At 49.7% G+C, this 26,829-nt stretch carries 23 protein-coding genes; 9 read left to right on the top strand and 14 right to left on the bottom strand.

The genetic code is table 11. From position 1 onward, the window contains the following. Positions 1–12 precede the first annotated feature (12 nt). The 7 genes from PKX57_RS05875 to PKX57_RS05845 form a co-directional block, all read right to left on the bottom strand. The gene (locus PKX57_RS05875) at positions 13–654 is read right to left on the bottom strand and encodes a glycerol-3-phosphate acyltransferase (RefSeq protein WP_213920162.1); all 642 of its coding nucleotides are present in this window, start codon (positions 652–654) and stop codon (positions 13–15) included. A 13-nt stretch (positions 655–667) separates the two neighbouring features. Further along, entirely contained in the window at positions 668–1,435 is a 768-nt protein-coding gene (locus PKX57_RS05870; RefSeq protein WP_213920161.1) for a DUF1295 domain-containing protein, read from the bottom strand. Between the two features lie 9 nt (positions 1,436–1,444). Continuing rightward, entirely contained in the window at positions 1,445–3,262 is a 1,818-nt protein-coding gene (locus PKX57_RS05865) for a DegV family protein (RefSeq protein WP_213920160.1), read from the bottom strand. 180 nt (positions 3,263–3,442) lie between these two features. Next, positions 3,443–3,643, bottom strand: coding sequence for a cold-shock protein (locus PKX57_RS05860; protein WP_169699626.1), 201 nt, complete (start codon positions 3,641–3,643; stop codon positions 3,443–3,445). A 177-nt stretch (positions 3,644–3,820) separates the two neighbouring features. After that, entirely contained in the window at positions 3,821–5,194 is a 1,374-nt protein-coding gene (locus PKX57_RS05855) for a hypothetical protein (RefSeq protein WP_213920159.1), read from the bottom strand. Between the two features lie 34 nt (positions 5,195–5,228). Then, positions 5,229–6,512, bottom strand: a complete 1,284-nt coding sequence (locus PKX57_RS05850; protein ID WP_472414633.1) for a DUF58 domain-containing protein — start codon at positions 6,510–6,512, stop codon at positions 5,229–5,231. Beyond that, positions 6,493–7,449 carry an AAA family ATPase gene (locus PKX57_RS05845; RefSeq protein WP_213920157.1) on the bottom strand — a complete coding sequence of 319 codons (957 nt, stop codon included), beginning with the start codon at positions 7,447–7,449 and terminating at the stop codon, positions 6,493–6,495. The genes PKX57_RS05850 and PKX57_RS05845 overlap by 20 nt, the downstream gene beginning before the upstream one ends. Positions 7,450–7,616: 167 nt before the next feature. Here PKX57_RS05845 and PKX57_RS05840 point away from each other — a divergent pair, with 167 nt between their 5' ends. The 3 genes from PKX57_RS05840 to PKX57_RS05830 are packed head-to-tail and all read left to right on the top strand — an operon-like array spanning position 7,617 to position 10,171. Beyond that, on the top strand, positions 7,617–8,171 hold the full coding sequence (locus tag PKX57_RS05840) for a hypothetical protein (protein ID WP_214048017.1): 555 nt from the start codon (positions 7,617–7,619) through the stop codon (positions 8,169–8,171). 28 nt (positions 8,172–8,199) lie between these two features. Beyond that, positions 8,200–8,574 (top strand): hypothetical protein, encoded by a 375-nt coding sequence (locus tag PKX57_RS05835; RefSeq protein ID WP_213920155.1) that lies wholly within the window; start codon positions 8,200–8,202, stop codon positions 8,572–8,574. After that, complete coding sequence (locus tag PKX57_RS05830; RefSeq protein ID WP_213920154.1) at positions 8,552–10,171, top strand: hypothetical protein; 1,620 nt, start codon at positions 8,552–8,554, stop codon at positions 10,169–10,171. The genes PKX57_RS05835 and PKX57_RS05830 overlap by 23 nt, the downstream gene beginning before the upstream one ends. Positions 10,172–10,191: 20 nt before the next feature. On the opposite strand, the gene PKX57_RS05825 is transcribed toward PKX57_RS05830, so the two are convergent. Then, on the bottom strand, positions 10,192–12,519 hold the full coding sequence (locus tag PKX57_RS05825) for an efflux RND transporter permease subunit (RefSeq protein ID WP_472416376.1): 2,328 nt from the start codon (positions 12,517–12,519) through the stop codon (positions 10,192–10,194). A gap of 138 nt (positions 12,520–12,657) precedes the next feature. Between PKX57_RS05825 and PKX57_RS05820 the strand changes: the two genes are divergently transcribed. Further along, positions 12,658–13,857 (top strand): MFS transporter, encoded by a 1,200-nt coding sequence (locus tag PKX57_RS05820; RefSeq protein WP_214048922.1) that lies wholly within the window; start codon positions 12,658–12,660, stop codon positions 13,855–13,857. A gap of 49 nt (positions 13,858–13,906) precedes the next feature. Here the strand turns inward: PKX57_RS05820 and PKX57_RS05815 are convergent, their stop codons facing one another. Continuing rightward, the gene (locus PKX57_RS05815; RefSeq protein WP_213920165.1) at positions 13,907–14,461 is read right to left on the bottom strand and encodes a manganese efflux pump; all 555 of its coding nucleotides are present in this window, start codon (positions 14,459–14,461) and stop codon (positions 13,907–13,909) included. Positions 14,462–14,566: 105 nt separating this feature from the next. On the opposite strand from PKX57_RS05815, the gene PKX57_RS05810 reads away from it, so the two are divergent. The 3 genes from PKX57_RS05810 to PKX57_RS05800 all read left to right on the top strand — a co-directional run bounded on the left by PKX57_RS05810 (position 14,567) and on the right by PKX57_RS05800 (position 17,206). Then, positions 14,567–15,487 carry a GNAT family N-acetyltransferase gene (locus tag PKX57_RS05810; RefSeq protein ID WP_213920151.1) on the top strand — a complete coding sequence of 307 codons (921 nt, stop codon included), beginning with the start codon at positions 14,567–14,569 and terminating at the stop codon, positions 15,485–15,487. Positions 15,488–15,709: 222 nt separating this feature from the next. Then, entirely contained in the window at positions 15,710–16,456 is a 747-nt protein-coding gene (locus PKX57_RS05805) for a DUF2087 domain-containing protein (RefSeq protein ID WP_213920150.1), read from the top strand. A 240-nt stretch (positions 16,457–16,696) separates the two neighbouring features. Continuing rightward, positions 16,697–17,206, top strand: a complete 510-nt coding sequence (locus tag PKX57_RS05800) for a flavodoxin (protein WP_213920149.1) — start codon at positions 16,697–16,699, stop codon at positions 17,204–17,206. Between the two features lie 93 nt (positions 17,207–17,299). On the opposite strand, the gene PKX57_RS05795 is transcribed toward PKX57_RS05800, so the two are convergent. Next, positions 17,300–18,682: an MATE family efflux transporter gene (locus PKX57_RS05795; protein WP_472416374.1), complete on the bottom strand. Its 1,383-nt coding sequence runs from the start codon at positions 18,680–18,682 to the stop codon at positions 17,300–17,302. Positions 18,683–18,754: 72 nt separating this feature from the next. Here PKX57_RS05795 and PKX57_RS05790 point away from each other — a divergent pair, with 72 nt between their 5' ends. Then, positions 18,755–19,207, top strand: coding sequence for a hypothetical protein (locus PKX57_RS05790; protein WP_470745686.1), 453 nt, complete (start codon positions 18,755–18,757; stop codon positions 19,205–19,207). Between the two features lie 3 nt (positions 19,208–19,210). Here PKX57_RS05790 and PKX57_RS05785 read toward each other — a convergent pair whose 3' ends face one another. Then, on the bottom strand, positions 19,211–20,245 hold the full coding sequence (locus PKX57_RS05785; RefSeq protein WP_472416373.1) for a sensor domain-containing diguanylate cyclase: 1,035 nt from the start codon (positions 20,243–20,245) through the stop codon (positions 19,211–19,213). A gap of 138 nt (positions 20,246–20,383) precedes the next feature. On the opposite strand from PKX57_RS05785, the gene PKX57_RS05780 reads away from it, so the two are divergent. Then, complete coding sequence (locus PKX57_RS05780) at positions 20,384–22,228, top strand: LTA synthase family protein (RefSeq protein ID WP_472416371.1); 1,845 nt, start codon at positions 20,384–20,386, stop codon at positions 22,226–22,228. A gap of 16 nt (positions 22,229–22,244) precedes the next feature. Here PKX57_RS05780 and PKX57_RS05775 read toward each other — a convergent pair whose 3' ends face one another. The 3 genes from PKX57_RS05775 to PKX57_RS05765 form a co-directional block, all read right to left on the bottom strand. Then, positions 22,245–23,627 (bottom strand): pyridoxal-phosphate dependent enzyme, encoded by a 1,383-nt coding sequence (locus tag PKX57_RS05775; protein ID WP_213919800.1) that lies wholly within the window; start codon positions 23,625–23,627, stop codon positions 22,245–22,247. Positions 23,628–23,671: 44 nt separating this feature from the next. Next, entirely contained in the window at positions 23,672–25,981 is a 2,310-nt protein-coding gene (locus tag PKX57_RS05770) for a molybdopterin cofactor-binding domain-containing protein (RefSeq protein ID WP_213919799.1), read from the bottom strand. Next, positions 25,974–26,829 (bottom strand): adenine deaminase C-terminal domain-containing protein (locus PKX57_RS05765; RefSeq protein WP_472416369.1); only part of this gene is annotated, 856 nt, incomplete at its 5' end. The genes PKX57_RS05765 and PKX57_RS05770, both read right to left, overlap by 8 nt.

Here is a 26,829-nt window from a genome sequence, read left to right as displayed (position 1 = left end):
TATGAAAGAGAATCACCCTTGAGCCCCTTCGGTGGGGCTCCTTTCTTTTTTCTTCTTTCTAATGTAGGCTTTCAGACCGGTCTCTTTTCCGCTGGATATCCTGTGAAGGTTCTCTAGATTCCTGGCGATCATTATCAATGCAATAGGAAGAAGCATCAACGAAATTCCCCAGCGGTAACTGAATATCCTGAAAAGAAAAATCATAACCGAAGATACGGCTATCACTCCGGGAGCCGAGTAATCAGTTGTGGCTATAAACACCAGCAGTATGGTCATGCAGATCAAGGCCACCTGGTAATCTAGGCCTATCAACCCTCCGGCGAGCGTGGCCGTTCCCTTACCGCCTTTGAATCCTAAGAAAACCGGGTACATGTGTCCGATAGTCGCGAAGGTTGCGGCTACGAAGAGCATCTGGTAAGTCCAGTGCGGGTCTAACCCTTTTATTATTAGTATAGTTCCCATACCCTTCATGAAATCTATCGCTCCGGTCAGAATTCCTATCTTCCAGCCCATCACAGAAACCATGTTTGACGCGCCCATGTTACCCGTTCCCCTATTTCTGATATCGAACCCGAAAAAAACTCTCCCGATCAGGTAGGCCGTGGGTATGGAACCGATCATATACGCGAAGACCGCAGAGTATATAAGTTCCATCTGATTTCACCCTCTACTTTTTCGGGAACCATGGAATGAAGGCGTTGGTTTCTTTCATGTATTCCCTGAATTGCTGGTACTGTCGGTACTTCTTTTCGAGGTAAGGGACGCCCGAAACGAATCTCAAGAGAAAGGTTATTAGAATCGGACTAACGATGGTCCACCATCCGCCATCCAGTGAGAGTGCAACGATAAAAATCCCCCACCATTGAACGGCTTCACCGAAGTAGTTGGGGTGCCGGGAATATCTCCAGAGGCCGCTCTTCATTATCTCGCCGGGTCTTTTGGTCTTCACGAACTCTCTCAGCTGACTGTCGGCAACGGCTTCGAAGAGGAAACCGGCGATCCAGATCGACAGGCCCAGAAAGTCCAGCCAGCTGAAGGATGGGCCGGGCGTGCTGTTCACAAGCATAACCGGATACGCCACAACGAGCATGAAAAAGCCCTGAAGGACATATATCTGCAGGAAGGAGCGGATCAAGACATATCTCCCCCACTTCTCCCTCATCGCCGCGTACCTGAAATCTTCACCCCTGCCTTTGTTTCGCCTGAAAATGTGGACTGCCAGTCTCAACCCCCAGAGAGTTACAGCAATCGTTACCAGAAACTGTCTGAGGTTGAACTCACCAAAGAAGAGAAGGGTGAAATAGGCGATCAACACAAACCCCGTTCCCCAGGCGACATCGACAATCGAATTATCCTTCACTGCCGAGGCGATCAGGAAGAAGATACTCATATAAGCAAGTACCACAAGAGCGTTAAACAGAACGACTTCGATCATACAGACTCCTCAGCGTACTTTTATCTCTTCCGACCAGGTGTTTCTCTCGCACAACACCGAAACGCTCACCGCGCCGACCCCGGCGCTTATTCCGACGACCGGGGAGACTTCCATTATGAATTCCGGCTTTTTCCCCAGCAGCTTCGTGAGACTCTGCTCAAAAGCCCTGGCCTGCTTCGGTGCGCGGGCATGCGTTATGTTGTAATTCTCGACTCTGCACTTTCTGTTCAGTTCACCGATGAAACCCAGTATCTTCTTCATGTTTCCGAGCCTGCTGAAGGCCTTCCCGTAAAGTTTCGAGTTGCCCTCTTCATCCACCGATACAATCGGCTTTAGGTTCATAATTTTGGCCAGCAGGCCCTTCGTCGGGCTGACTCTTCCACCCTTGACCATGTATTTCAAAGTGTTCACACTCACGAAGATCCTTGAGTTCTTTGTGAGCGATTCGATGGCTGCGACAATTTCATCGTGGTCCATTCCTTTTTCTATGAGCTGGGCGGCCCTCAGGACGAGCAATCCGAAGGAGCCGGAGACGTGCCTGGAATTTATTACGCTGATTTTCTTTCCTTTAAGTCTTTCTGCCGCTTTCAGACTTGAATTCCAGGTACCGCTCAGTTTATCGGAAACATGGATGGCGATGACTGAATCGTAATGTGTCGCCAGAAAGTGGTAGAGATTCTGGAAGGAATTCATCCCCGGCTGGGCCGAAACCGGATAGGTCTCGGTGCTGTCAAGCATCGTATAGAACTGGTCGGGCTTGATGGTTATCTTGTCCAGATAATGACTTTCCCCGAAATTCAGAAACAGCGGCACAACGTGGATCTGATAATAATCTATGATCTCTCTCGGCAGATCGCACACCGAGTCGGTGACGAGTGCGATGGGGTATTTTCGCTTCTGGCTGACTCTGTACTGCATCTCCATGTCGTCAACTTTCTGCTGCGTGATGCTGCCGTATTTTCCGAGCCTGTAAAAGAGATCGGCCGGCTCGTTGGTGTGGATGTGAACCCTCGTGCGTTTGTCGGAGCCAACCACTACGACGGAATCTCCGAAAGAACTCGCATCTCTCTTCAGAGAGGCGTGGTCGATTCCCGTTCCCTCTATTATCGCTTCGGTGCAGTACCTGAACTGTATGTTGGTCTCATCGACATGGACGTGGTTGCGCAGCTCGATATCGGGAATGACCTCGTCTTCCATCTCCATAGTCTTGCCGCTCAGGAATATCTTTATTCCCTCCACGAAGGCCACGAAACCCCTGGCCCCGGCATCTACGACACCGGCCTTTTTCAATACATCTAGCTTTTCGGGCGTTTCTTCCAGAGATTTCTTCGCGACTTCGTTGGATCTGGTTATCATTTCGAGAAAGGAGTTTTCGGAGTTTCCAGCCGAGTTCAACGCTTCTGCCCAGTCCTTCATAACTGTGAGCATCGTTCCCTCTACCGGTGTGGACATTGCATCGTAAGCGTAAGGGACAGCCTCCTGAACGGCTTTGGCGAAACTTCCGCTGTCGAGGCTCTCTTTGTTGCCGATCGCGTTGCTAAGCCCGTGTATGTACTGGGCGAAGATCGCTCCGGAATTGCCTCTGGCACCCATGAGAGCAGCATCGGCGATCGATCTGGAAGTCTTACCGACGGATTGAGAGACGGCCGTTAACTCTATTATTGATCTCATCGTAGATGCCAGATTGGTTCCCGTGTCCCCGTCAGGAACCGGAAAGACATTTATTTTGTTGAGGTAACCCTGCTCCTTAATAACGGCTCTGGCGCCAGAGAAAAATGCGTTGAAAAGTGTCGGTCCATCGATTACGTTCAGAATCTTGGTCTCCATGTTCTCCTCCTGTCATGACACCGCTTCATGAATATGTTAGCACAACAGAGATTGGAGTACAGCGCACTGTATATAGTGGTTTTGGCTTTTTAGAGTGCTCCGGGAGGGCCGGTGGAGTGTCAGAAGAAAAAAATCGCCCGCTGTCAAGCGGGCGATGGGATTGCTTATATAGACATTCGATTACTTCGCAATTCTAACTTTTGCTGCCTGAGGACCCTTTGGGCCGTCCTCAACTTCGAACTCTACTCTCTGACCTTCGTCAAGAGTCTTGAAGCCATCCATTTCGATTGCGGAAAAGTGAACGAAGACATCCCCACCTTCGTCCTTAGTAATAAAGCCGTACCCCTTTGTTCCGTTGAACCATTTCACAGTTCCTGTCATACTTGAGTGTTCCTCCTTAAAATTACCTTGCACCACTTGCAAAGCGATAGTGTCCTTCTGGACAGATTGATTATAACACACTTAATTCAATAAATTACAAGTACCCGGTCCGAAATAAAAAGAATATTTTTGTCATTCCCTTTCCCAAACTACCAGTTCCCTTCTCCGGATGCTTCGTTACGCTTTTTTGGTCGAGCTTCCCGCTTCTCTCGTCTGGAAAAGTTCCACCAGAAGCGAGTGGAACTTCACACACTCTTCCCTGGAGGGATCGATCTGTCCGTATTTGACCGGTACATAGATCGATGTAGCCTCCAGGAACGCTCCTCGCTTTTCCTGATCGATCTCCTCGAGCAGTTCGTAGGGTGTGAGCTGGACGTAATCTTTGAAAAAGTTCATCCGCAGCCATCTGTAGCCGTCAAGGATGAATTTTCTGTCGTATTTGAGAGGCGGCACTTGGCGGTCCGGTAGTTTTTGACTGTCTTGAGGTCCTTTAAGGGTTTTTTCATGATCGCCACCGCGCTTTCGGCCTTCATCGCTGCCCGCAGTTACGAAAACTATCGCGAGTGCGAGGGCGATCGAAAGAAGGGCGATTGCGGCGAATGAAGACCACCTCAGAGTTTCGAACAGGATCCCGGCCAACGCGGACTCTTCAGGAGCTGTATCGACACTCGCGGAGCTTTCAACCTCTACGACGTTTGAAGACGGAGCCGGAGACAGAGTGTCTCCGCTCGACAAAAACTCGATGTTATCTGCCAGGGGAAGCGATCTTAGATACATGAATCCCCCTATCATGAAGATCAAAAGAGAGATCAATATGAGAAAAGGCGGTATCAGCTTAGCAAATCCACGCGTTATCTGGAACGTCTTCCACGCTATCGAAGCCACTAGCACTAACGAAAGGGTATAGAACACCGATATGATTATCGATTCTATAACTCCCGCTTCCGGTGGAGCTTCGTCAACAATACGGGGAGCGCGAAGCATGTCTCTCCCCGGACTCTCTGGTTCGGCCGTTGTCTGGCCGTACTGAAGCCACTCAAGATTTTTTTGCTCCTGAGTGGAAGTGGTTTCTTCGGGATGCTCCTCGCTTTCCAAATTCCTCATAAGCCCGCCGACCGGTTCTCTCGAGACGATCAGGACAAGCACCGACAGCACCAGAACCGAGACAAGCAACAGCCTGGAAAAGCCGGGTATCGTGAACAATCTGTAGCAGATAAGGAGCAGAAAGACCGGAGCCGCGATTTCCGGCGGGATCGGGCTGATAGAAAAGGCGACCCCCAGGATCAACAGGCCCGTCAGGGCCGGATAAGGGCGCCAATCCATAGCCAGAATTATACCGGCTATCATCGCGACTGTGGATAAGGTATGTATAGCATCGACACGGAGGGTTCCGCTCAGGAGTATTATGAGTGCAAAAAGAGTTATCGGTAGTAGAAAATACACACTACAGCCGGCTCTGTTCCTTCCGTAGGCGAAAAGAAGGCCGACTATCGATCCACCGATAATTGCGATCAACAGCCCGCCGGGCTGCATCAACGCCAAGACCGCCACAGAGGCGACAACGAACGCCGAAATCCTGCCAGTCTTATCTATGCGTACCAGCCTCCCCGAAGGTCTCCGCCAGAGACCGGTTTTCCTCCACCACCCGCACGATTATCTGCTCCTCCTCGAGCAGAGAACTCCTCCTTTTCAACTCTTCCATCGCCCTGGGAAGCATCTGATAAGACTTTCCCGGCAGTTGGCCGGACTTTCTCAAACCGAAAGGCATGAGAAGCACCACGACGCGATTGGCACGGCCTCTGGCCTTTACGAGATCGGGGAGTATGCTCTCCCCGAGGTACAGAGAGAGGACCACTACCGTCGTAGCGGGATCGTAGCGGCCCATATCGCGCGACATACATTCCGAAAGCGACGGCCCTTTTTCACAGCCGTGAACCGCCGAAAGGGCTTCGAAAAAATCTATCCAGTCCCTGCCGGTGTCGTCCATGTAACTCACTTTCTCTCCCACCGTAACGAGCGTCAGTCGGCCGGAATCGGCTATAATCTTTCTGATCAAAGAGCCGGCGACCTCGATGGCCGTCTCCTCGTAATCTACTCTGATCCTCTCCCACACATCGCGTGCAAAGACTTCGTCGGAAAGGTTTAGATCCAGATAGAGAAAGGTCTTGCTGACTGCCGTGTAGCCGAACTCTTTCGAATAAAGACTGCCCATTCTCGCAGAGGCTTTCCAGTGAATTCTGTTGAGTGGTTCCCTGTCGTACTCCCTGATCCCACGGAAATCGGTCAAATCCTCCATCAACTTGAAATCGCTCTCCCTTCCCGGAAGCAATTCGCGTAACCTTAGCGGGAAACTGCCCGGGTCGATTATACGCGGAAGAATCATAATCTTCTCTTCCAGAGAGTAAGTAGCCTTAATGGCGAAGAGCTTCATGGGGTCCCTGTAAAGGATTTCGAGTTTGGAAAGGTCCTTCTCGCCGCGCTTTCTGAAACTCACCGTATATTGAAAACTCACGGTGCGATCGCTTCTGACGATCACCCTCTCGCCCCTTGTGCTGGCAAAATCGTACCTGCCCCTCAACGTGGGCATCGCGATAAGTTCGAGTTGCATCAGCGGAGTGGCGGAGATCGAGTATTTCAAGGTGAGATACTCTCCGGGGAAAAGTCTTTCTCTGTCAATTGTGCGGGTTATATTAAGTCTTTTGATCGATAATGCCACGAAAAAGTAGTGAATCCAGAGAAGGGCAACCAATGACCCGATCATCAAAGAGAAGGTATCCACCGACAGAATAACCCAAACGAAGACCGCCGTCGAGACTGTGAAGAGCCGTCTCTTCCTGGAAGATAAACTTTCAAGCCTTAGTTCTCTCATTTTGAAGCGGAACTGGAACGGTCTTCAGGATTTCCTCTACGATGTCTCTGGCCGTTCGTCTCATCAGGCGGGCCTCAGGTCTGAGCATTATCCTGTGGGATAGTGCCTCCGGAGCTATCTCCTTTATATCGTCCGGGATAACGAACTCTCTTCCCCTGAGTCCCGCCAGCGCCCTGGCCGCATCGACGATGGCTATCGAACCCCTGGGACTGGACCCGAGCGATAGGTCCCTGTGAATTCTGGTTTTAGATACTATCGCAACCACGTACTCCAGTACCGATCTCTCTACCTTTATTTCCTTCACTCTTTTCATCGCCTTCAGCAGCTCGTCTCTGCTGGAGACGGTCTTGAGGTTTTCCAGAGGATGCTCGAGCAACATACCTTTCAGAAGCGCTACTTCGTATTCTTCACCGGGATATCCCATCGAGAGCGAAACGGAGAACCTGTCAAGCTGGGCTTCGGGGAGTGGAAAGGTCCCTTCGAACTCTACAGGATTCTGGGTTGCTATTACAAAGAATGGCCTTGACATAGGGAAGGTCTTCCCGTCGATTGTAACCTGTCTCTCGCCCATGGCTTCCAGAAGAGCCGATTGGGTTCTCGGGGTGGTTCTATTTATCTCGTCTACCAGTAGTACCTCCGTGAAGACCGGTCCCTTCTTGAAGATGAACTCGTTGTTTTTGATATCCAGCACGTTAAGACCCGTCACATCACTGGGGAGAAGGTCGGGTGTACACTGTATTCTCCTGAAATCCAGCCCCAGGGAAATTGCCAGGCTTCTGGCAAAAACCGTTTTTCCAACACCTGGAACATCGTTTATGAGAACATGGCCGCCACTCAGAAGAATGGCCAGCGCCCTTTCTATTATCTCGCCCTTGCCCACTATCACTCTGGACATGTTTCTTTTAAGATTTTCACCGAAGGAATTTATTTCCGGCATTTCTTCACCTCTGTAATCTTTAACAACTACTAAAAAGTTTATCACGTGTGGGTGGAGGAGGGTGAAATGGTTATGTTTTTCTTGATTTGTAACTCAATAAATGATATCATTCAATAGACTTAAATGTTTGTATTACTATTTCTATCTGTATCCGGGTGATGTTATTCATGAAAAGGCCAAAAACAGAAATCAGAAATCTACAACCTGGAATGTCGCTGGCAGAAATACTGGCTGCGCTTGCTGTTTCAACAATTGTTCTTGCGACCGTCAGTATGATCGCTTCGCTATCTCTGAAGATGTCCGGTAAAGTGAACGCCTCACTCTCCCTGGATGAGGAAATAACGAAGTTGCACACGTCGATCCGTTCGATAGTTTCCAGACAGTGGACACTGCTGGCCGGTGTGCCGAATGTAAGCGACGGTGTCGAAGGTGCAAAACAGGCCATAGTTCTTAGCCACAGCATTCCCGAAAAAAATGTGTTGGGATGGGAGACGGCCCTTTCCACGATAACCTATATCTCTTCGCAAAAGCAGATCGTGCATATATTCGACACTGATGAAAACGGCGGAACATCGACCAGCATCCTTGCGAGCTTCGTAGATAATTTCAGCGTTGAACCGATCGAGAACTATCTGAAGTACGATGCAACATTCACGTACTACTCGCCATCGGGGGTACCAATATTGCGCAGGAGGGCTCAGGGGGCGGTGAGGTTCTATTAAGAGAGGGTTCACTTTCGCCGAGACTCTTGTGGCTCTGGCGATACTCGCGGGCTTTTTGACGCTGGGAATCGCGCTGGTCATATCTCACAAGAGAATGTCGCAAGAAACTACCAGAGCCTCGGAAATAGAGGCAGTGGCCAGTCTTGTGGGCAGTTTCATAAGGCAGGACAGCGTTTTGAAAGACGCCTCGAACGCTCAAGAAATCGCCGGGAGGATGAATGATCTGATGATTATTTTGAACGACACCTATATAGAGACTTCGGGCTTCAGAGACACGGAGGTCTCAACCATAACGTTTCACCGCACTACAGACAGTGAGGATCTCTATACGATAAACTACACTCTTGTAGATGAGATGAGCGAAAGGGAGGAGGTTTATCATGTCGTGGTTTCGCTACGCTAGAAAGAGGGCCTTTGCCTTACCGATGACGTTGATTCTGCTGACCTTCTGCACATTCATCTTGCTTGCGGCCAGCAGTCAGCTCGGCCGGAACACCGAAAAGATGAAGTCCTTCAAGACATCGTCGAAAATGCAGAATGTTGCCACTAATGCCGTTGAGATTGTGTCTCACCTCATCATCCAGTCCGATGTGGAAGAAGCCTTGAACGGTGACGAATCCTGGGACGGCATAGATGAATTCAAAGCCTTCTTATCCACAAAAGGCGGTGTCGAAAAGTTCTACTGGGCCAGTTTCCTCAGCGATATAGATTCGAGTACGGGCGGATTTGACTTCACCGACGAACTTCAGTCCTTCATCGACGATCCCGGCCTAGGGGGCGGCGAATACACTCTTTCCGCCCATGTCTACAAAGTCGGGGAACGCTACACCGTTGTGACTTCTGCGCAGATTGGAGATTACAGAACCTACGCCCTCGGCCTCGTTTCGAAACTCAGGGGCGGGATACTCCTTCCGGCGGTGAGAATGGCCGGAATGGACAGAGTGCTCACACTTATGAACGTCTCCGGTGGAAAAGGGAACCCGAAGGTAACGGGCGATCTGATATACGGAGGAGCGATAATTCTCGGGGGCGTAATCCTCGATATGACCGCCTCCAGCACACCCGGGGAGATAATAACCGGGGGAGTAACCTCGAAAAGCGTAGCTTCCGACCTGATGACTCAGGCTGAGATAATCGCAAGCTATCCGGGCTGGTACACGTACTTTTCCGATTCACCAGATCCCTCCTACAATCAGTGGAAGAACGATTACCTCAACTCTCTGCCCGCTGGGGGCACCGATTACCTTCTCAGTTCAAATCATACGCTCTCGTCGGTGAATGAAAGCGAGCTGATAATAATATCGCCCCCCACAGGGGCCGTCTCTCCCCTCTTCAGAGCTTTCTTCGATGACAGCGGTCTGAAGATATACTACGGCGATTCCGGGAACTTCCTCCACATACCTGTGTCGCTTGTGAGAAGCACCACGGCGAACGTCAAGATAATGGGCGATACTGTCTTCGGGAACGATCCACACGGTATCAGCAAGGTCTGCGGTCATTACAACATTTCAGTGTACGGGGATATAACTATAAACACCAACATCGTGTACGATTATCTGTACGATTTTGTGAACAACGGCGACGGCAACTCTCCTGTGGGCAACAAGACCAAAGAAGTATCGCAAGACATAATAAGCAATATGCTCACCAAATTACGGACATCCTCTCTGACCCTTGCCTCGGTCGGCGGAGATATGATCATGCAGTACATTCATGGGAACTCAACTCACGGCAACAAATCACTCACGGGAACCTTTTTCGTCTGGAAGGATTCCGGGAGCGGAGGAGATGTACAATTTCCGGATATTCAAAATCTCATTACTGGAAACGGTCATACTCCCCAGCTGTTCATACTAGGTTCAATAACGGCCTATACTTTCGATGAGCAGGGACAGGCGACCGGCCTGGATTCTTTCGTGGCGGTGGCCGACGCGTACGTCGAGGATCTCGTTTCCAGCGGACTCGGTAGCCTGGGACTGGTCGGAATTCAAACCTGGTAGGTGCTTTGGGAACGTCATTTCTACTGTCTCGACTCTTTAACGTCTGCCCTTAAAAAGACTTTCAATATCCTATCACCGAGCCTTCGCGAGTTCAGTATGGCAGGTATGATCACCAGAGCCGCCACGGAACTGGCGGCCATCGTGAAGGTCATCAGTATTCCAAATGCCGATACTGTGAGAAAGTTGGAGAAGGCGAGTATCGAAAAGCCCGAAATGAGAGTTATGGCATTTATGAGTATTGCGCGTCCAGCCGTGCGGGAAGCTTTGTTGCTGGCCTTTTCCAGTGAGTTGCCAGACTTGAGTTCGTACTTTACCCTTTCTATGAAATGTATCGAGTAATCTATCCCGACTCCGACGGATATGCTTGCCACCAGAACGGTTGCCGCATCGAGAGGTGTTCCCGTCAATCCCATAATTCCCAGACTGAAAACTATCGTGAAAAGTAGTGGTAGCATGGCGAGAGAACCTATGAAAATCGACAGGAACATAAGAGATACGATGAACCAGACTATAATCGCCGAGAACAGAAGGCTGACCGCCTGGCTCTGGGCGAAGCTCTCCATGTGTAGCTGGATGACGCGTGGTGTACCCGTGAGTGTGAGCGTGGCGCCAGCTGGTAAAACCTTTAGCAGTTCTCTTTCGACCCGGACAAGTGTTCTGGATATCTCCCGCGTACTTGTATTTCTGATATACGTGTGTATGGCGGCTTTCGAGGAATCCTTGCTGACGTACCCCTGCACCCCCGAGCTTCCGACGCCCGATTTTATAAGCGTTATCTGCCCCTGGTTCAGGTCTCCCGGGTAGATCGAGCCCACCAGGCTGTGGAAAGAAGACGTTCTAGACAGTATATCAAAACCGTCCAGCACCTTTTCCATCTCGCCGAGCGCCCTTATGAAATCCACAGTCATTACCCCTCCTTCTCTCCCAGAATCGACGGCGATTATGAGAAGGGAGGATCCGCCGAATCTATCTTCAAAGGTGGTTACGCCCCTGGATACGGCGCTCCCCTTTCTGAAGTATCTTGACAAATTCGATTCGAACTGTACGTTTGTGATACCGACTATACAGACCAGAGCAACGGCTATCGAAATCAGCAACACGATCCGCCTCTTCTTAGCCACCGCCACGGAAAATCTGTATAGCAACTTATCCATGAAAGGCTCTTCTACGTTTCTAGACGCGGCTATATCAACCCTCGGTGCGGGAAGCGAAGAAAGTACGGCGGGGACGGCCAGTAATGAAAACAACATAGCGTAGATAATTCCGAAAACGCTGAAGTAGCCAAGTTCTTTCATCGGAATGATGGAAGAGAATATGAGTGAGCCAAAACCGGCAGCGGTCGTCAGCGAGGTCATAACTACCGGCAGCACCATGGAGCTCATCGATTGTGTGATCGCCTGTCTTTTCTGACTACCACGCGAGATTTCCTCGCGGTATCTACTGAAAATATGTATACTGTCGGCGCTGCTCATTGCTATCAGCAGAACGGGCAGGATGGCGCTGATTATCGTGAGGGGTTTACCGAGCATAGCCATGAAGCCCAGAGTCACCACGACAGTGGAAAGCACAGTGAGGGTTGGAGCCAGCACTCCTGAGACACTTCTGAAGCTCAGTATAGTGACCATAAAGACAACGGCTATGGCCAGCGGGAAGAGAATCATCACATCTGCAACAACCGTTTTATCGACCGAATAACCCAAAAAGAGTTCTCCTGTGAGATAGTAACCTCCGTCGCCCCATTCATCTTGCAGTATCTTCTGTATTCCGTCAATGGCTTTCTTCCCACGGCTTCCCAGACCGCCCCTAATGTACAGCCTCACAACGACCGCATCCCCAGAAGAGCTGACGGAGAAGCGACTGTCAAAACTCCTGGAGAGATTATCAAAAAATATTTTGAGTTCTCCTTCGCTTGAAGGAACTGCGGAGGCTACTGGTATGTTCCCGATGCTGAAACCTTGAAGTGTTATGTATGTCGAATCTAGAGGACTCAAAGCGCGCGATACATTTTCTACCTTCCGCAGGTTCGCCGTGGTTTGCGCTATCTTCTGCCAGGTTTCCAGTTTTCTCGTATCACCAACGAGAACCAGATAGAGCGGTTCCCAAATCGAGAAGTCTCTCGCCGCCAGCTCTATCTCTTTTATTTCGCTAGCCGATTTCGTGGCTAGATTGTCTATGTTCGTTTCAAACTTCAGAGAAGTTGTCTTCATTCCAAAGAAGACCGTGAGCACCGCGAAGAGAATCAGTATCATCCAGGGTAGCGCCACGCTGAAAGCAACGGCCTTCTCGACAACTTTCTTTAAGGGTTTCAAAACCTCCGACCCGATTCTCCGTAGCTTCGACTGCGTCAATCTATAACCCTCCCGGAATAGACGTTCTTTGAAAAGTATCATATCATGTTGAACGCTCTAAGGCTCAGTCGGTACTTCAAAGTTACTGCTCGAAGTGGTAGTATATTGTCAGCATATCAAACAAAAGAAGGTTGCGGTTTGAGGAAAAACATCTTTCTGCTCCTGATTTACACGTTCATCTCAACGATAACCATCTCCATGTACCGGGTAGTTTATAACCTTTATCTCAGAGAACTGGGTTTTTGCAACAACACCATCGGCAACATAACTTCGGCCCAGCTGTGGGGTTCGGCCATAATAGGTCTTATAGCGGCCGTAATTGCCGACAGGATCGGAAAGAGAAAGATACTGCTCTTTTCGGCTGTCGTCGTGCCGGTTGTTGGAATCGCCCTGGCTTACGTTGTTGACCCGGGTATTGTGGTGTTGCTTTCATTCATAAAAGGTGGCTTCACGGTGACGGCCTTCACAGTGGTGATGGCCGCTATGACCGGGGTCACGAAGACGGAAAACAGGGCGAAAATCTTCGGGTTGAACTTCGGCATAAATATGGCGAGCGGTGTTGTTGGTAATTTTGTGGGGGGCTTTTTTGGAGATCTCTTCGGATTGCAGTCGACTCTTTTGATTTCGATGCTCGGGCACTTTCTGGCCGTAATTCCCATAATTCAGTTGCGAGTTATTGATACAAAGTCGAGATTCAAAGAGCTCTTCGACTTCTCGGGCCTTGAGCGTGACGAAAAAAAGGTTCTGACTTACTACTTCGTATCTACGGCAACGGTGGGCTTCGGTGCCGGGCTTTTCATACATTTCGGGAATCTGATCTTCAAAGATCTCTTCAACATGTCGGCTACAGGTATTGGAATAGCCCTCTCGATCGCGCAATTTGGAACGGCCGCCGGTTCCATCCTGTCTCACCGTCTGGGCAGGCGTTTTGGACCTTTGAGGTTCAATCTTGCGATGCAGCTGCTGGTAGTTCCGCTTATGCTCTCTCTTGTGGTGGCGCGCGAGCCGGTCCTCTTCACCGTGCTGTACGCCTTCAGGTTCGTGTTCATGAACATAACCAACCCTATAATGACTTCCATAATCTATTCCTACGTTCCAAATTCGAAACTGTCCACAGTGTCCGGTCTGAACGGTTTTTTAAACAACACGGTCAGAGCGATCGCCGCAATGGTCTTCGGGTACATTGTCGGTACATACGTGAGCGGATACAACCAGCTCTTCCTTCTCAGCACCGTATTCTACGGGGCAAACGCGTTCGTGATCTTCCTCTTCTACCGCGAATTCGGGACCAAGAGCAAGGTCATGGAACTGTACAAAGAGCGGAACTCCCGATCCTGAAAGGTGTGAAGAGCGATGAGATCTTGACTTTTTAATCTCTCTGTTCCCCTCAGTGGCTGAAAACGTGCTCTATAAGGATCTTCGCTCCGATCGATACCAGCACCAGACCGCCTATCGCCTGCATCGACTTCCCGAATTTTTCGCCAAGCCTGTGACCTCCCTTTATGCCAAGTAAGGAGAGAGAGGCCGTTACCACGCCTATAACAATGGCCGGTTCCAGAATGGGTTTCTTCAAAAAAGCGAAGGCTATCCCCACCGCGAGCGCATCTATCGAAGTGGCTATCGATAGCATTATAAGATGCACTCCTCTGGTTCTATCGATGCACAGGCTTTCCTCTTCTTTCTTGAAGACTTCGAGAAACATCTTGCCTCCGATGAAAGAGAGGAGTGCGAAGGCTATCCAGTGATCGAAAGACTCGATGTACTTTTCGAACCTCGAGCTCAGAAGCCATCCGAGTAAAGGCATCATGAACTGGAAGAATCCGAAATGGAAGGACACCCTGAAGATCTGTCCGGGTGTGATTTTCTCCAGAGAAACACCGACACATATCGATACCGCGAACGCGTCCATTGCCAGACCAAAAGCTATGAGAATGCTTTCCATCACAAACCCCGACGCTGTAAGTCTTTCCACAATGCTAGCATAAATACGCGGGGTGTTCCTGAATCGATAAAGAAGTTTTGATATACTCTTGGGGGAGGTGGAGCGATGGAGATACTGCCCTATTCGAAAGACAGACAGGACGAGATAATGTCGGTGGAAAAGCTCTACGAGGAGAAGTATCCGCTCGCCGAGAGCTTCGATGTTTCAGACCTCAAAAACCCCCTCCTCAATGGGAGAAGAAACATTCTTCTCGCACTTGATGATGGAAAAGTCGTCGGTTTTTCGAAATTCCTTTCGCGACAGAACTTCTCGAATAAATACTATCATCACGTGTGGCTAGATATAAAAACCATCCTCTTCGACAGAGCTCTCGAGGTTATGGGAGAGCTTTTTCAAAGTTCTATCCGTCCGATAAGTAAATCTACGGAATCTTACTTCAGGGCTGCCGGAACGAGAATCTGTGTAAGGCTTCACGAAAGCGAGATTGAAAGATACAGGTTCTTCGAAGGACTGGGATTCCTTCCATGGGTCGATTTCTATTACATGGAAAGAGATCTCGAACTTCCGGTGATACCTGTGAAATTCCCCGAGGGCCTGTTGGTGAAAGTCTGGAAGCCAAAGAAAGAACCGGAGATCCTCAAATATCTGAGCGCCGAACAGTCCTGCTTTCCAGATTCTCCACTGGAATACAGGTATTTGAATTACTTCTTCCAGAGACCGGACTGGAAATCCCACGGGGCCGTTATAGCGGTCTTCGATGACAGGAAAAACCTTGTCGCGAGTTTGATGGTGTATCCATCGAATGACGGCGAATACTACACCGAAGAGGTTTTTGTCGTGAACAAATGGAGGGGAAAGGGAGTGGCAAGGGCGCTGATGTCGGAAGCTCTCATATATTTGCAGAATAGACAGGCCAGGAGGGCTCTCCTTTCCGTAACCTCCGACAGGACCACGGCGATGAAGATCTACCGCGAATGCGGGTACGACCATACTTTCACCAGAAAAGTGCTTGTCTTAACGGTCTGAAGACAGATGTTCTTTTTTTAATGCCACAAACAACAACGTGCGATCGATTATCTTTTCAACCGGGACCTCAGCAACGCCGAACGCAACAACGGCCCGTCTGTGTACAGAGATGCCACTTTATAACAAACAATGTAGCTAATTAGTTGAATATAATCAAACAAAATAGATTCATGTTTGATTATTTCTTCGTGGTGTGGTATATTGTTCCATGGAGGTGTAGATATGGAATCTGCGGAACTTTTCTGGAAGGCGAGTATAGAAGATCTTAAACGCGGTTATTCCCTTGACGAGAGGAATTACGTCTGTCATTACTGTGGAATGAGTTTCGAAGAAGGAGTCGTTTACACGGTCAACGGGGTTTTCTTCGATGCGAAAAGGACCGTTGAAGAGCACATAAAGTCCGTGCACGGTTCGGTTTTCGAATCCTTGATGGCGATCGAGAGGAAGTACACCGGTCTGACCGAACTCCAATGTGAGCTAATGGGAGGATTTTTCAGCGGTCTGGACGACGGAGAGATAGCCAGGAGAATGAACATCAACCGTTCAACAGTCAGAAATCATCGGTTTCGCCTCAAAGAGAAGGCCAAACAGGCGAAAATCTTCCTGGTTCTTTTCGAGTTGATGGAAGAGAAAATCAAGAAGGAAGACAGGATAATCGATGTTCACAGAGGTGCTACCATGATCGACGACAGATACGTGATAACCGAAGCGGAAAGGGAAGAAAAAATAAAAAAGTTCTTCGGGGAAGACGGTAGCTTGATCAGGTTTCCCAAGAAGGAAAAGGACAAGCTGATAGTTCTCATGAAGATCGCCGGGGAGTTCACCAGCAACCGCATCTATTCGGAAAAAGAGGTTAACGAAATCTTGAAAGGCTACTACGACGATTATGTACTGTTGAGAAGATACCTGATTGAATACGGCTTCATAACCCGCAAGCCCGATGGCAGCAGCTACTGGTCGATTTTCTGATTTTTTTACGATCTCCCGCCTTTCATCTCGCTCTTTCGAGCGGCGAAAGGCGTGTTAATTAATATGGAGCAGCGTTCCGCGCAAGCAACGGCGAACCGCTCTTAATTCTCGCACTGGTGGTGTGAACCACGATGAAACGGGCTGATCAATCCTGAGACTCCGGAACTCTGTTTGAAAAAGCGGACGGGATGTGCGAAAATAAATATGGATAATATTTATCGCCATTGGGAGGTCTTATAAATGGAATCGAACAATGAAAAGAAGGTACTCGTCGTTTATTATTCCTATGATGACAGCACAAAAACCATAGCCGAGATGATTGCCGACGAAACCGGCGCCGACCTCTTCGAGCTGGTTCCGCTGGAGGAGAGCGGTGGAAAGAGAGTGAAGTATATGTGGGAGGGCGAAAGTGTCATAATGAATCCCACTCCCCGTTTGAAAGCGACACCGGATAATTTGGGAGATTACGACCTCATATTTTTCGGAACTCCGGTGTGGGCGATGAGCTACGCACCGCCGTTCGAGAGTCTGTTCAATTCCACCCGGTTGCATGGAAAGAACGTCGCGCTTTTCTGCACACACGAAGGGCTCATGGGAATAGTCTTTCAGGAGATGATCAACAGGCTCAAAGATAACAAGATAGTGGGGACGGTTGATTTCTACGATCCGGTCGGTTCGGGAATCGAGTACGCGGCAAACGCCGGTAGAAATTGGGCCAGACACGTCCTTAAATCGATCCTGGAATCGTGACGGCCAAAGAAGTTATCCGTATTCGATGTGATATGTACAGTTGAAGCGTATGGATGATAAAAGGCCGGGAATGCGGTATTGGTGTATTTCCGGTCAATTTTCATCCATCTGAACGTTCTTCACCACGACTTTACTCTTCCATCGCCCGGTGCGGTAGTAGATCAAAGTGAGGATCAATCCAACGCTCCACGCAACTGGAATCGACCACCAGATGCCGCTTTCACCCATGAATCCCGAGAAGATCGCAGCTAGAGGAACTCTTATAAGCCAGAGCGAAAGTATGGAGATGATCATCGGAACAAACGTATCACCCGCACCCCTCATCACGCCAGTCGTGATGAACATCCAGGCCACGACCCCGTAGAAAGCACTAACGATTTTGAGGTAATTCGAGCCGATTCTCACTACCTCGGGATCTGAATTGAACATTCGTATCATGAATCCTCCGAGCAGGAAGATGAAGATCGCCGTGATGAAGGCGAGGCTAACCGAAACCATTAGCGTTAACCGGTGACCGCGCCTGACTCTCTCCATTTTTCCCGCGCCAAGATTCTGCCCCGCAAAGGCCGATATGGCCGCGCCGAAGCTGAATATCGGCATCGATGCGAAGGTATCGACCCTGGTCGCGGCGATGAAGCCGGCCACGGTGTCGGTACCGAAGCCATTCACCAAAAATTGCAGAGCCATCATACCCAGAGAGAAGAGCATTTGTTGAACTCCAGCGGGCAGGCCGATTCTAAGAGACTTTTTGAAGATCTCACCGTCGAATCTCATTCCTTTGAATTTGATGCCGAGGAAATCGTGGTTTTTGTTCAGGTAGAGAATTCCCGAGAGAAAGGAGACTCCCTGGGAGATCACGGTCGCCCAGGCAACACCGGCGACGCCCCAACCGAAGGTCATAACGAAAACCAGATCGAGCACTATGTTGAGAAGAGTGGCTATTATTATGAAATAGAGAGGCGTTTTAGAATCTCCGAGACCTCTGAGTATGGCGCTTATGGCGTTGTAACCGAAAAGCGTCAGCATCCCCGCGAAAATGATGTTCAGGTAAGTCTGTGCCTGGCTTATTATATCCTGGGGGGTGTTCATCAATCTAAGAATGGGTCCGCTGAGAAGGATTCCTAGAATGGAAATCGCTATCGATCCAAAAAAGAGAAATATATATGTTGTGTCCAGAGTCTTTTTAAGTTTTTCATAGTCTTTTGCCCCGAAGTATTGCGAGATCAATATAGTGGCTCCCATAGTTATTCCCATTATCAGGGAAAGAAGGAGGAACATGATCGGAAAGGAAGCTCCGACGGCTGCTAGTGCCTCTTTGCCCACCACATTTCCCACTATTATCGAGTCCACCGTGTTGTAAAGCTGCTGAAATACGTTTCCCAGAAGCATCGGGATCGCGAATTTAACGATTAGACTGCCTTCGTTCCCACTGGTTAAGTCTTTCACGTAGTCCTCCAAAAAAACGGGTTTCTCCATATTCTACTCTACAATCGTCGGTGAAACAACTTCCCCGGTTAGAAGGTCGCTTGAGAAAGGGTATAATGATCTTTGAAAGGAAAAGTTGGGGGTGGAGCTGTGGAGAACCAGAGATTGTTGTACATTCTTATACTTGCTCAGGCGGCTTTGCTTGGATTGGTACTTTTTTTCGGTGACAGCATCTTTCCGGCTCTTGAGAAGAGCGGTTGGTCCAGAGAGATACGGCTCAGAGAGACGGCCGATAGGTTGGTCCACGAATACTTCGACGGATTCAAAGGCAGGGATGTGCCCTGTGAAAGACGGATAACCGGCTATGTTGTTGAAAAGCTGGAGATACTGGATCAGGACGATCTTGAATTCGCCTTTTCGGTCGAGTTTTCTGTAAAACCTCTGAACCGCGAATCGTACTGGAACAGAAAAGATAAAGCCACTACCGATTCATGGGTGGCCGGAAAGCTGTTCTTTGTGGTCGATCTTTCCAGCCCGGATAGGCCGGAAGTTATCTCCGTGGTATCTTCACTATGAGGTTCAAAAGGTTCTCAAGCAGTCTTTGCCCTGTCTTTTAGCTTCATAAAGTGCGATGTCGGCTCTGAATATCATCTGATCGACGCCGTCTCCCGTTCCGTGATAGCATGTCAGACCCATGCTTACGGCAACTTTGACGTTTTCTCTTTCACATTCGGACTTGATATGAGAGCGAATTCTCTCGGCAGTCATACTTGCCTTCGATCTGTCGGAGCCTGCGAGCATCAGTATGAACTCGTCCCCTCCCCAGCGTATGATGAGGTCGCTGCCGCGTATGACTTCTTTGATCTTTCTGACAATCCAGGAGAGTATGAAGTCGCCGTACACGTGACCCATCGAATCGTTTATCGCCTTGAAATTGTCGATGTCTATCATGATCATCGATAGGGGGGAATCACATTTCCTTGCCTTTTCGATTTCCATCATTGCGAATTCCGAGAGTCCATATCTGCTGAGCGCACCGGTCAGGCAGTCGTGATAGGTAAGCCTGAATATTTCTTTCCTCGCCCTGACACGACTTATAGCTTCTGCAGCGTGTGCGATGAGCAGTTCGGCGAGATCTATATCCTCTTCGCGGTAGGCATCTTCAACGTTCGAAGCCGTCTGGAAGACTCCGTAAATACCAACGGGGATGCTCAAAGCCGATTTATAGTCGCTGCTAATAGGTTTGGCTTCGCAATTACCTGCTAGGCTTCCTAAGGCTATTGTTTTACCTTCTCTCAGAGTTCTTCCGGCTATTCCATCCTGTTTGCTGTAAACCTGGGCGTCACTATCGGTAACACACTCGGAAATCCTTTTCACTACAAGATTCTCGCCTTCCACTATATCGAGGCTATACGTATCGAACTTCAGGATCTTTCTGGAGGCTTCGATTATCAAGTCGTAGATTCTCTCTTCGTTCTCCGCCTTCGAAAGTTGCAGAGCCACATTGTGCAACTGACGTATCCTGTCACGGTTTTTCTTCAGAATTTCGAAGAGATCGTTTCTTTTAACACCACAGCTGAGGTCTTTTTCGTCAGTGGCGCCGTGTTCGACCATAATTCACACACCTTTCGTATGGTTAATTGGTGTCTTGCAAATCTATGCCATCTATGATTCAAGGGTTGATATGAATCGATAGAGTATGTATAATTTCTCAATAGGTAAGCTGGAAAAAATCGATCGGGTGTGAATCACTTGAAAAAAACTTATGACTGGGCAGTCGATACTGTCTCTTTGCTTGCTTCAATGAGTCTGATAAAGGTTTTATTTTTCTACATCTATACGGCTCAGACCTTGAAGCTCTCCAACATAATCGGAACGATCGTCTGGTATTTCTTTCTGCTTATAACTTTTCGGGTTCTATTCAAAGGCAGGTTCTTCCTGCTTTACTGTATAGTATCCTGTGTGCTCTTCATAGACTTTCTTTACTTCCAGTACTTCGGATTCCTGCCCTCGGTGAAGGAACTGGCCCATGTTCATCACATAGGCGGTGTGAAGAGCAGCATAATCTATGTGATGGATCCGCTGAGTTTTCTCTTCATAATCGATCTTGTTCCTGTGGGATTATACCTGAGGCGGAAGCTCTCGAGAACTGGCGAGACCGTTGAAAAATCTAGCGGGAGAGCGCAGTGGCTGGCGATGTTTTCGATTTTATTCTTGGCTCTCGTGCTGCCGCTCATCTCCGAATCACTACAGCCTTACTTTGTTTTCAATCGCTACGGCCTCTTCGCTTACCATCTGCACGATATGGCCGGACTGGCACTGGGTAAGATCAAAGCCCCCATTGTCGATGAGAGTGTTACCTATAGTGGTTATATAAACAGAGTTGCAGAGAAGGGAAAGTATTTTGCCTTGGCCAGGAACAGGAATATCATTCTGGTACAGCTGGAATCCTTCCAAGACTTTCTTGTAGGTTTCTCCTACAACGGTCAGGAAATTACCCCAAATCTCAACAGGTTGATTTCAAACAATTCCATCTATTTCAACGAAATCTATCAGCAGGTCGGAGCGGGCAACACATCGGATGCTGAATTCGTTATAAACAATTCTATGCATGGTCTGGGGCAGATCTCTGTCTATGAATCACGCGATCAGAACAGTTTTTACAGCCTTCCGGCCCTCTTGAATTCGAAAGGCTTCTACACGATCGCCTTTCACGGAAACAAAGGCTCCTTCTGGAACCGGGAGAAAGTTTACCCCTCGCTGGGATTCGACGACTTTGTGAGTCTCGAAGAGATGGAAAACGACGAAATCATCGGCTTTGGTTTGAGCGATCTCTCTTTTTTCAGGCAGGTAGTGACGATGATAAAATCTCTGCCCTCTCCTTTTTTCGCCTTCCTTGTCACACTCACCAGTCACAACCCGTACGATATTCCTGGCGAGCTTCACGGAATAAAGCTACTCCCCGAACACGAAGGAACTCTTTTCGGCAACTATCTCCAGTCGGTCCATTACACCGATAAAGCTCTGGGAGTTTTCATATCCGATCTGAAACATGTCGGCCTCTACGAGAACTCTATCGTTGCTATATATGGAGACCATTCCGGTCTTTATCCTTTCAACAAAGAGAACAGAGATATTATGACCGGGGTCCTCGGCAAGACTTACGACCTGGTTCAGGCCATGAACATACCACTGGTCTTTCATATACCTGGCTCCAGGCTAAAGGTAGTTAGCTCCATAGCCGGAGGCCAGATAGATTTTTTCCCCACTCTCCTGAATCTGATTGGCGTTGTCGAGAAAAACGGAATACTGTTCGGTAGAGACCTGAACAATTCGTCGGGCGGCTTCGTTTCTCTGACACATTACGTGCCAGAGGGATCCTTCATAGATGACGGGAGGATATTCATAATGTCCGGCGACGGGATTCTTGAAAACAGCATAGCCATCGACAGGACAACTGGAGAAACAATCCCCTCGTTCAGCTGTCTGGACGGTTATAAGGATTCTATTCAGCAGATAGAGGCTTCAAAATACTTGATATTGAACGACTCTATCTCCCAGCTTTTAGGTCAGGCCACTTCCACAAACACCAACTGACACCGGAAAATGACCGTCAGCCGTTCTTCCTTCTATGATCGATCAGCAGGCCGTCGATCTCTCCGGTTTTTTGAGCCTCGTCCTTCCAGAACCCCTGGTCCATGGTTCTGTTTAGCTCTTCCACCGTCTTTCCCTGTTGTTCGACCCAGGTGTAGTACTTTAGGTTGTGCCAGCGCAGCCTGTTTTCCATCGTTCCCTCGAAGATCCAGTCGGTCCCGGCTCCGAACACGATGGATTCGAACCTCTGTTTGGCCTCGCCGCGGTCGAGCTTTCCGTATGTTCTGGTCATGTTTTCCATGACAGAGTGGTAGCGATCCATGTTGTCGGTGGCTATCGTCACTATGTTGTCTCTGGAAGTCAGCCTGTAGTGCTTGGCTATCTTTATCGCCCCCAACACATTCGCAACGCCCGAGATTCCGAATATCCCGGCCATCTTCTCCACGTCTTTATCGCTCAAAAATTCCTTCAAGAGAGATTTTCCAGCCTCATCGGTCATCGTCTGGAGGACTTTCTTGCATTCGATATCATCGAGCGCCACGATGGCGTCGTTATTGAGTACGTTGTGGATCCAGGTCACGTGCTTGTCGCCGATTCCCTGTATGTCGTGACCACCGTAGCCGTTCAGAGAAAGCGTCGGGCATTGAACCGGTTCGCCGGCGACTATTTTAACCTCCGGGAAGACCTCTTTCACACGGTCGCCGCAGGCGATCGTGCCTGCCGAGCCGACGGTCGAGACGATCGCTGATACCCTTCCGTTACCGATTTTCAGCTGTTCCATTAGCTCGAGGATGGTGTTTCCGGTCACATAATAGTGGAATCTGTAATTGCCGAACTCTTCGAACTGGTTGAGTATCCTAACCTTGTCAGGGTCGGCAGACTTAAGCTCTTTAGCTTTATCGTATATCTCCTTGACGTTCGATTCGCACCCCGGCGTGGCTATCACGCGGGCCCCGTATTCCCTTATGATTTCGAATCTTTCGGCCGACATCTCCTCGGGCAGAATCACCACCGAGTCGAACTTCATCCGGCAGCCGACCCAGGCTCCTCCGATACCGTAGTTGCCGGTCGACGGCCATACCAGAGTGTGGTAGGTCGGATCGACCTCACCGCGGAGAACTTTTTCCATCAGGATCGAGTAAGTGGCGCCTACTTTGTGGCTGCCTGTGGGAAATTCATTTCCGTACAGCACCACGATATTGGCGTCGACCCCCGTGAACTTTTTGGGCAAAACGTAGTAATAGATCCTGTTGTCGATGTCCCGCCAGGAGATGTTGTAGAGGTTGATCGGATCGAGAGGGTCCTCGATTCGCATCTTCCAGGCTTTCTTTCGCAGGGTTTTGTCGATTTCCTCTGGATGGAGCATCTCTTCAAAGGTTGGACCAAGAACGAATTTACTCATTGCAAGCCTCCAGTGAGATTTTTTTGTGTAGTTCTATTCTATATTCAGTCTGTCTTTTTCTCAATTAGACCCAGGACGTACTCGGGTGTGACCGGTATCTGTCTGACTCTCTTTCCGATCGCCATGGATACAGCGTTGGCCACCGAAGCCGGTACGGGCATCAGGGAGGGTTCGCCTATTCCTTTCGCCCCGTAAGGCCCTTCGGAAAAGGCGTCCTCCACGATGTCTATCACCAGTTCTGGTGGGACTTCGTGGATCGTTGGAATGATATAGGTGTTGAAGTTGTCGCTGATTATCTTTCCATTCCGGAGTTTGAGATCTTCGTACAGGGCGTACCCCATGCCCTGGGCGAAGCCTCCCTGGATCTGGCCGATCACACCGTCGGGATTGACGGCTTTGCCAACATCGTGGGCTGTGAATCCCTTCAGGACCTTAGTGGAACCGGTCGCCATATCGACTTCGACCTGCACCACCTGGCTGGCGTAAGAGTACGTCACATAAGCCTCCCCGAGTCCGTTTTCCATATCGAAGGACAGTTTAGGAGTATCGTACCAGCCGGCTTCGAAGAGCTTCACGTTCCTCACGTATGCGGCATCGACCAGCCTGTCGAAAGAGATCGCTCGGCCTTCTCCGTCGCTGACTTCTCCCTGGCAGAATTTCACTTTATCCGGTCTCGAGTTGAACAGGTCATAGAAAACGGAAATTAATTTCCCTTTCAAGGTGATACAGGCCCGTCTGACGGCGTTGCCTGAATAGATGGTCGTTCTGGAAGCGACTGTCGGTCCGCTGTCCGGCACGAAAGCCGTGTCCGGCTGGTGAACGAGTATCCTCTCCATTCTTTGACCCAACTCCTCGGCTGCCATCATGGCTATGACGGTTTTGGCGCCCTGGCCCATCTCCGTTCCACCTATCCTGACCTCGACCGAACCGTCCCTGTTTATGAGCACGTGCGCGCCGGACTTGTCGAGCGCCTGACCCCCGGCCCCTAAACTCACTCCGTAGAATATATGAGAGAGACCGGCACCGCGTTTCTTGTCTTCGTTGGCTCTGTTGAATTCGATACACTCCTTCACCAGGTCCTTCCAGTGCGACGACTCCTTAACTCTCGCGAGCGTTTCGGGAGCCCCGACGCTTTCGACGATCAGGTGATCTGTCGAGGTTCTCGAACCGGGTCGTAACGTGTTTTCCTCCCGCAATTCCATCGGATCGATACGCAACTTCCAGGCAATATCGTCGATCATACTCTCGACCGCGAAGAGAACCTGCGGCGAGCCGAAACCTCTGAAGGCTCCGGGCGGAACCTTGTTGGTGTAAACGCCATAGACATCGACGTTAACGTTTTCGATATCGTACGCACCCGCGGCATGCACCAGCGTTCTGAACATCACTATGGGGGTAAGCGTCGCGTAGGCTCCCATGTCCATGTATGCCATGACTTCGATGGCCTTTATCTTCTTTCCGTCCATCGCCACGCGGTAGAAGGATTTTATCGGGTGACGTTTGGAGGTAGTCTGGATATCTATCTCGCGAGAATAGATGAGCCTTGCCGGCCTCTTAAGATTGAAGGCGGCCACCGCCGCGTACGAGGCGACGTACGAGGGCACATCCTCCTTGCCCCCAAAGGCTCCTCCCGTCTCGGTCTGTATGACACGTATTCTGTTCATGGGCAGTCCCAGAACGTGAGCGACGGCGCTCTGAACGTAATAGGGACACTGCATGGTGCCGTAAACTGTATAACCGTAGTCGAGGTCGGGCACCACGGTTATACCCTGTGGTTCCATATAGGCCTGTTCCTGGTAGTGGGCGTAGAATTCGCCTTCGAATACTTCTTTCGAATTCTTAATAACGGTTTCGGGATCGCCCTTTCTTATCAGTTTAGTTACTTTCACGTTCGAACCGCCGTGTATCTTGATTCTATCCTCTAGCGCCTCTTCTATAGATAGTACGGGTTCGAGATCTTCTATATCGAGTCTCACGCTTTTCGCCGCGTTCTCGGCCGAGATACGGTCTCTGGCGGCGACGACGGCCACCACATCGCCCCAGTAACGTATCTTCTCGCCTTCTTTGACGAGGCAGGGCATATCCTTTATCGCTTCGCCGAGCTGATTATCGCCCGGGATATCCCTCCAGGTGAAGACAGCTTCTACCCCCTCCATCTTGGAGGCGAGAGATACATCTATCGATCGGAGAATGCCGTGCGGCTTTTCGGCGATCACAAGCGCGCAGTAGATCTGACCGTCGAAGGCTATGTCGGCCGCGAACCTGGCACAACCGTTTACCTTCTCCAGGGCGTCGACTCTTTTCACCATCTTTCCTACAACATTCGTCGATTCTCCGGAATTACTTTTAAGCATCTTGCCCCTCCTCGACAAACAGGGATACGAAATCGTTCTTTTCCACATCGACCAGTCCGAGGTTGGTCAGCTTCAACTTCGGGATAACGGAGAGCTGCATGAAAGAGAGAGTCATGAAGAGATCGGGTAATTTGCTCCCCATTGTCCTGGTGGCATCCTTCAATTCGATGAGGCGTTCGGCGACCTCCTTGCTGGTCATATCGGACATCAGACCGGCGATCCGCAAGGGCAATTCCGAGATGATCTTGCCGTCTATCACCGCCACCAGACCACCACCCATCTCCATAACTCTGTTGGCGGCGGCAACCATGTCCGGATCATTTGTACCGAGAACGCCCAGGTTATGTGAATCGTGGCCGACCGAGGTCGCCACCGCGCCTTTTTTGAGACCCGAGCCGGTCGCGAAGGCCACCGACATCGATTTTCCTTCGCAGTAGCGGCAGATCGCGGCAACTTTCAAGAGATCTTTAGATAGATCGCCGACGGCCTTGCCGTTTTCGATCTTCGCACCCATCACACAGCCACCGGTGAGGACCTCGCTCCCGAGCAGTTCAATGGCTCTCACCAGCCTTCCTTCGGCCCGTATTTCAAGGTCGCTCTCATTTATCTTCTGACACTTGAAGGTATTCACTTTCTCTTGCGGGAAGTTCTGAGAGATTATCTCGGTCACGAGCCGGCCGTTTCTGGCCACGATCTTCGAATCTTTGAAAACCATGATGGGATTGAAATCTTTTAGATTGTCTATCACGACCAGGTCGGCCTTATACCCCGGCGCTATGGCGCCCATCGATCGGAGGTTATAATGCCGCGCTGTGTTTATCGTCGCCGCCCTTATGGCGATTATTGGA

The organism is Mesotoga sp. (genome assembly GCF_035363035.1).
Lineage (GTDB): Bacteria > Thermotogota > Thermotogae > Petrotogales > Kosmotogaceae > Mesotoga.
The sequence above is the reverse complement of the archived record's forward strand: the minus strand, read 5'-3'. Positions and strand labels throughout refer to the sequence as shown.

Coding starts and splice junctions, on each gene's coding strand:
- PKX57_RS05875 (WP_213920162.1), bottom strand. CDS start 654: ATGGAACTTATATACTCTGCGGTCTTCGCGTATATGATCGGTTCCATA.
- PKX57_RS05870 (WP_213920161.1), bottom strand. CDS start 1,435: ATGATCGAAGTCGTTCTGTTTAACGCTCTTGTGGTACTTGCTTATATG.
- PKX57_RS05865 (WP_213920160.1), bottom strand. CDS start 3,262: ATGGAGACCAAGATTCTGAACGTAATCGATGGACCGACACTTTTCAAC.
- PKX57_RS05860 (WP_169699626.1), bottom strand. CDS start 3,643: ATGACAGGAACTGTGAAATGGTTCAACGGAACAAAGGGGTACGGCTTT.
- PKX57_RS05850 (WP_472414633.1), bottom strand. CDS start 6,512: ATGAGAGAACTAAGGCTTGAAAGTTTATCTTCCAGGAAGAGACGGCTC.
- PKX57_RS05845 (WP_213920157.1), bottom strand. CDS start 7,449: ATGCCGGAAATAAATTCCTTCGGTGAAAATCTTAAAAGAAACATGTCC.
- PKX57_RS05840 (WP_214048017.1), top strand. CDS start 7,617: ATGAAAAGGCCAAAAACAGAAATCAGAAATCTACAACCTGGAATGTCG.
- PKX57_RS05830 (WP_213920154.1), top strand. CDS start 8,552: ATGTCGTGGTTTCGCTACGCTAGAAAGAGGGCCTTTGCCTTACCGATG.
- PKX57_RS05815 (WP_213920165.1), bottom strand. CDS start 14,461: ATGGAAAGCATTCTCATAGCTTTTGGTCTGGCAATGGACGCGTTCGCG.
- PKX57_RS05810 (WP_213920151.1), top strand. CDS start 14,567: ATGGAGATACTGCCCTATTCGAAAGACAGACAGGACGAGATAATGTCG.
- PKX57_RS05805 (WP_213920150.1), top strand. CDS start 15,710: ATGGAATCTGCGGAACTTTTCTGGAAGGCGAGTATAGAAGATCTTAAA.
- PKX57_RS05800 (WP_213920149.1), top strand. CDS start 16,697: ATGGAATCGAACAATGAAAAGAAGGTACTCGTCGTTTATTATTCCTAT.
- PKX57_RS05795 (WP_472416374.1), bottom strand. CDS start 18,682: ATGGAGAAACCCGTTTTTTTGGAGGACTACGTGAAAGACTTAACCAGT.
- PKX57_RS05785 (WP_472416373.1), bottom strand. CDS start 20,245: ATGGTCGAACACGGCGCCACTGACGAAAAAGACCTCAGCTGTGGTGTT.
- PKX57_RS05775 (WP_213919800.1), bottom strand. CDS start 23,627: ATGAGTAAATTCGTTCTTGGTCCAACCTTTGAAGAGATGCTCCATCCA.
- PKX57_RS05770 (WP_213919799.1), bottom strand. CDS start 25,981: ATGCTTAAAAGTAATTCCGGAGAATCGACGAATGTTGTAGGAAAGATG.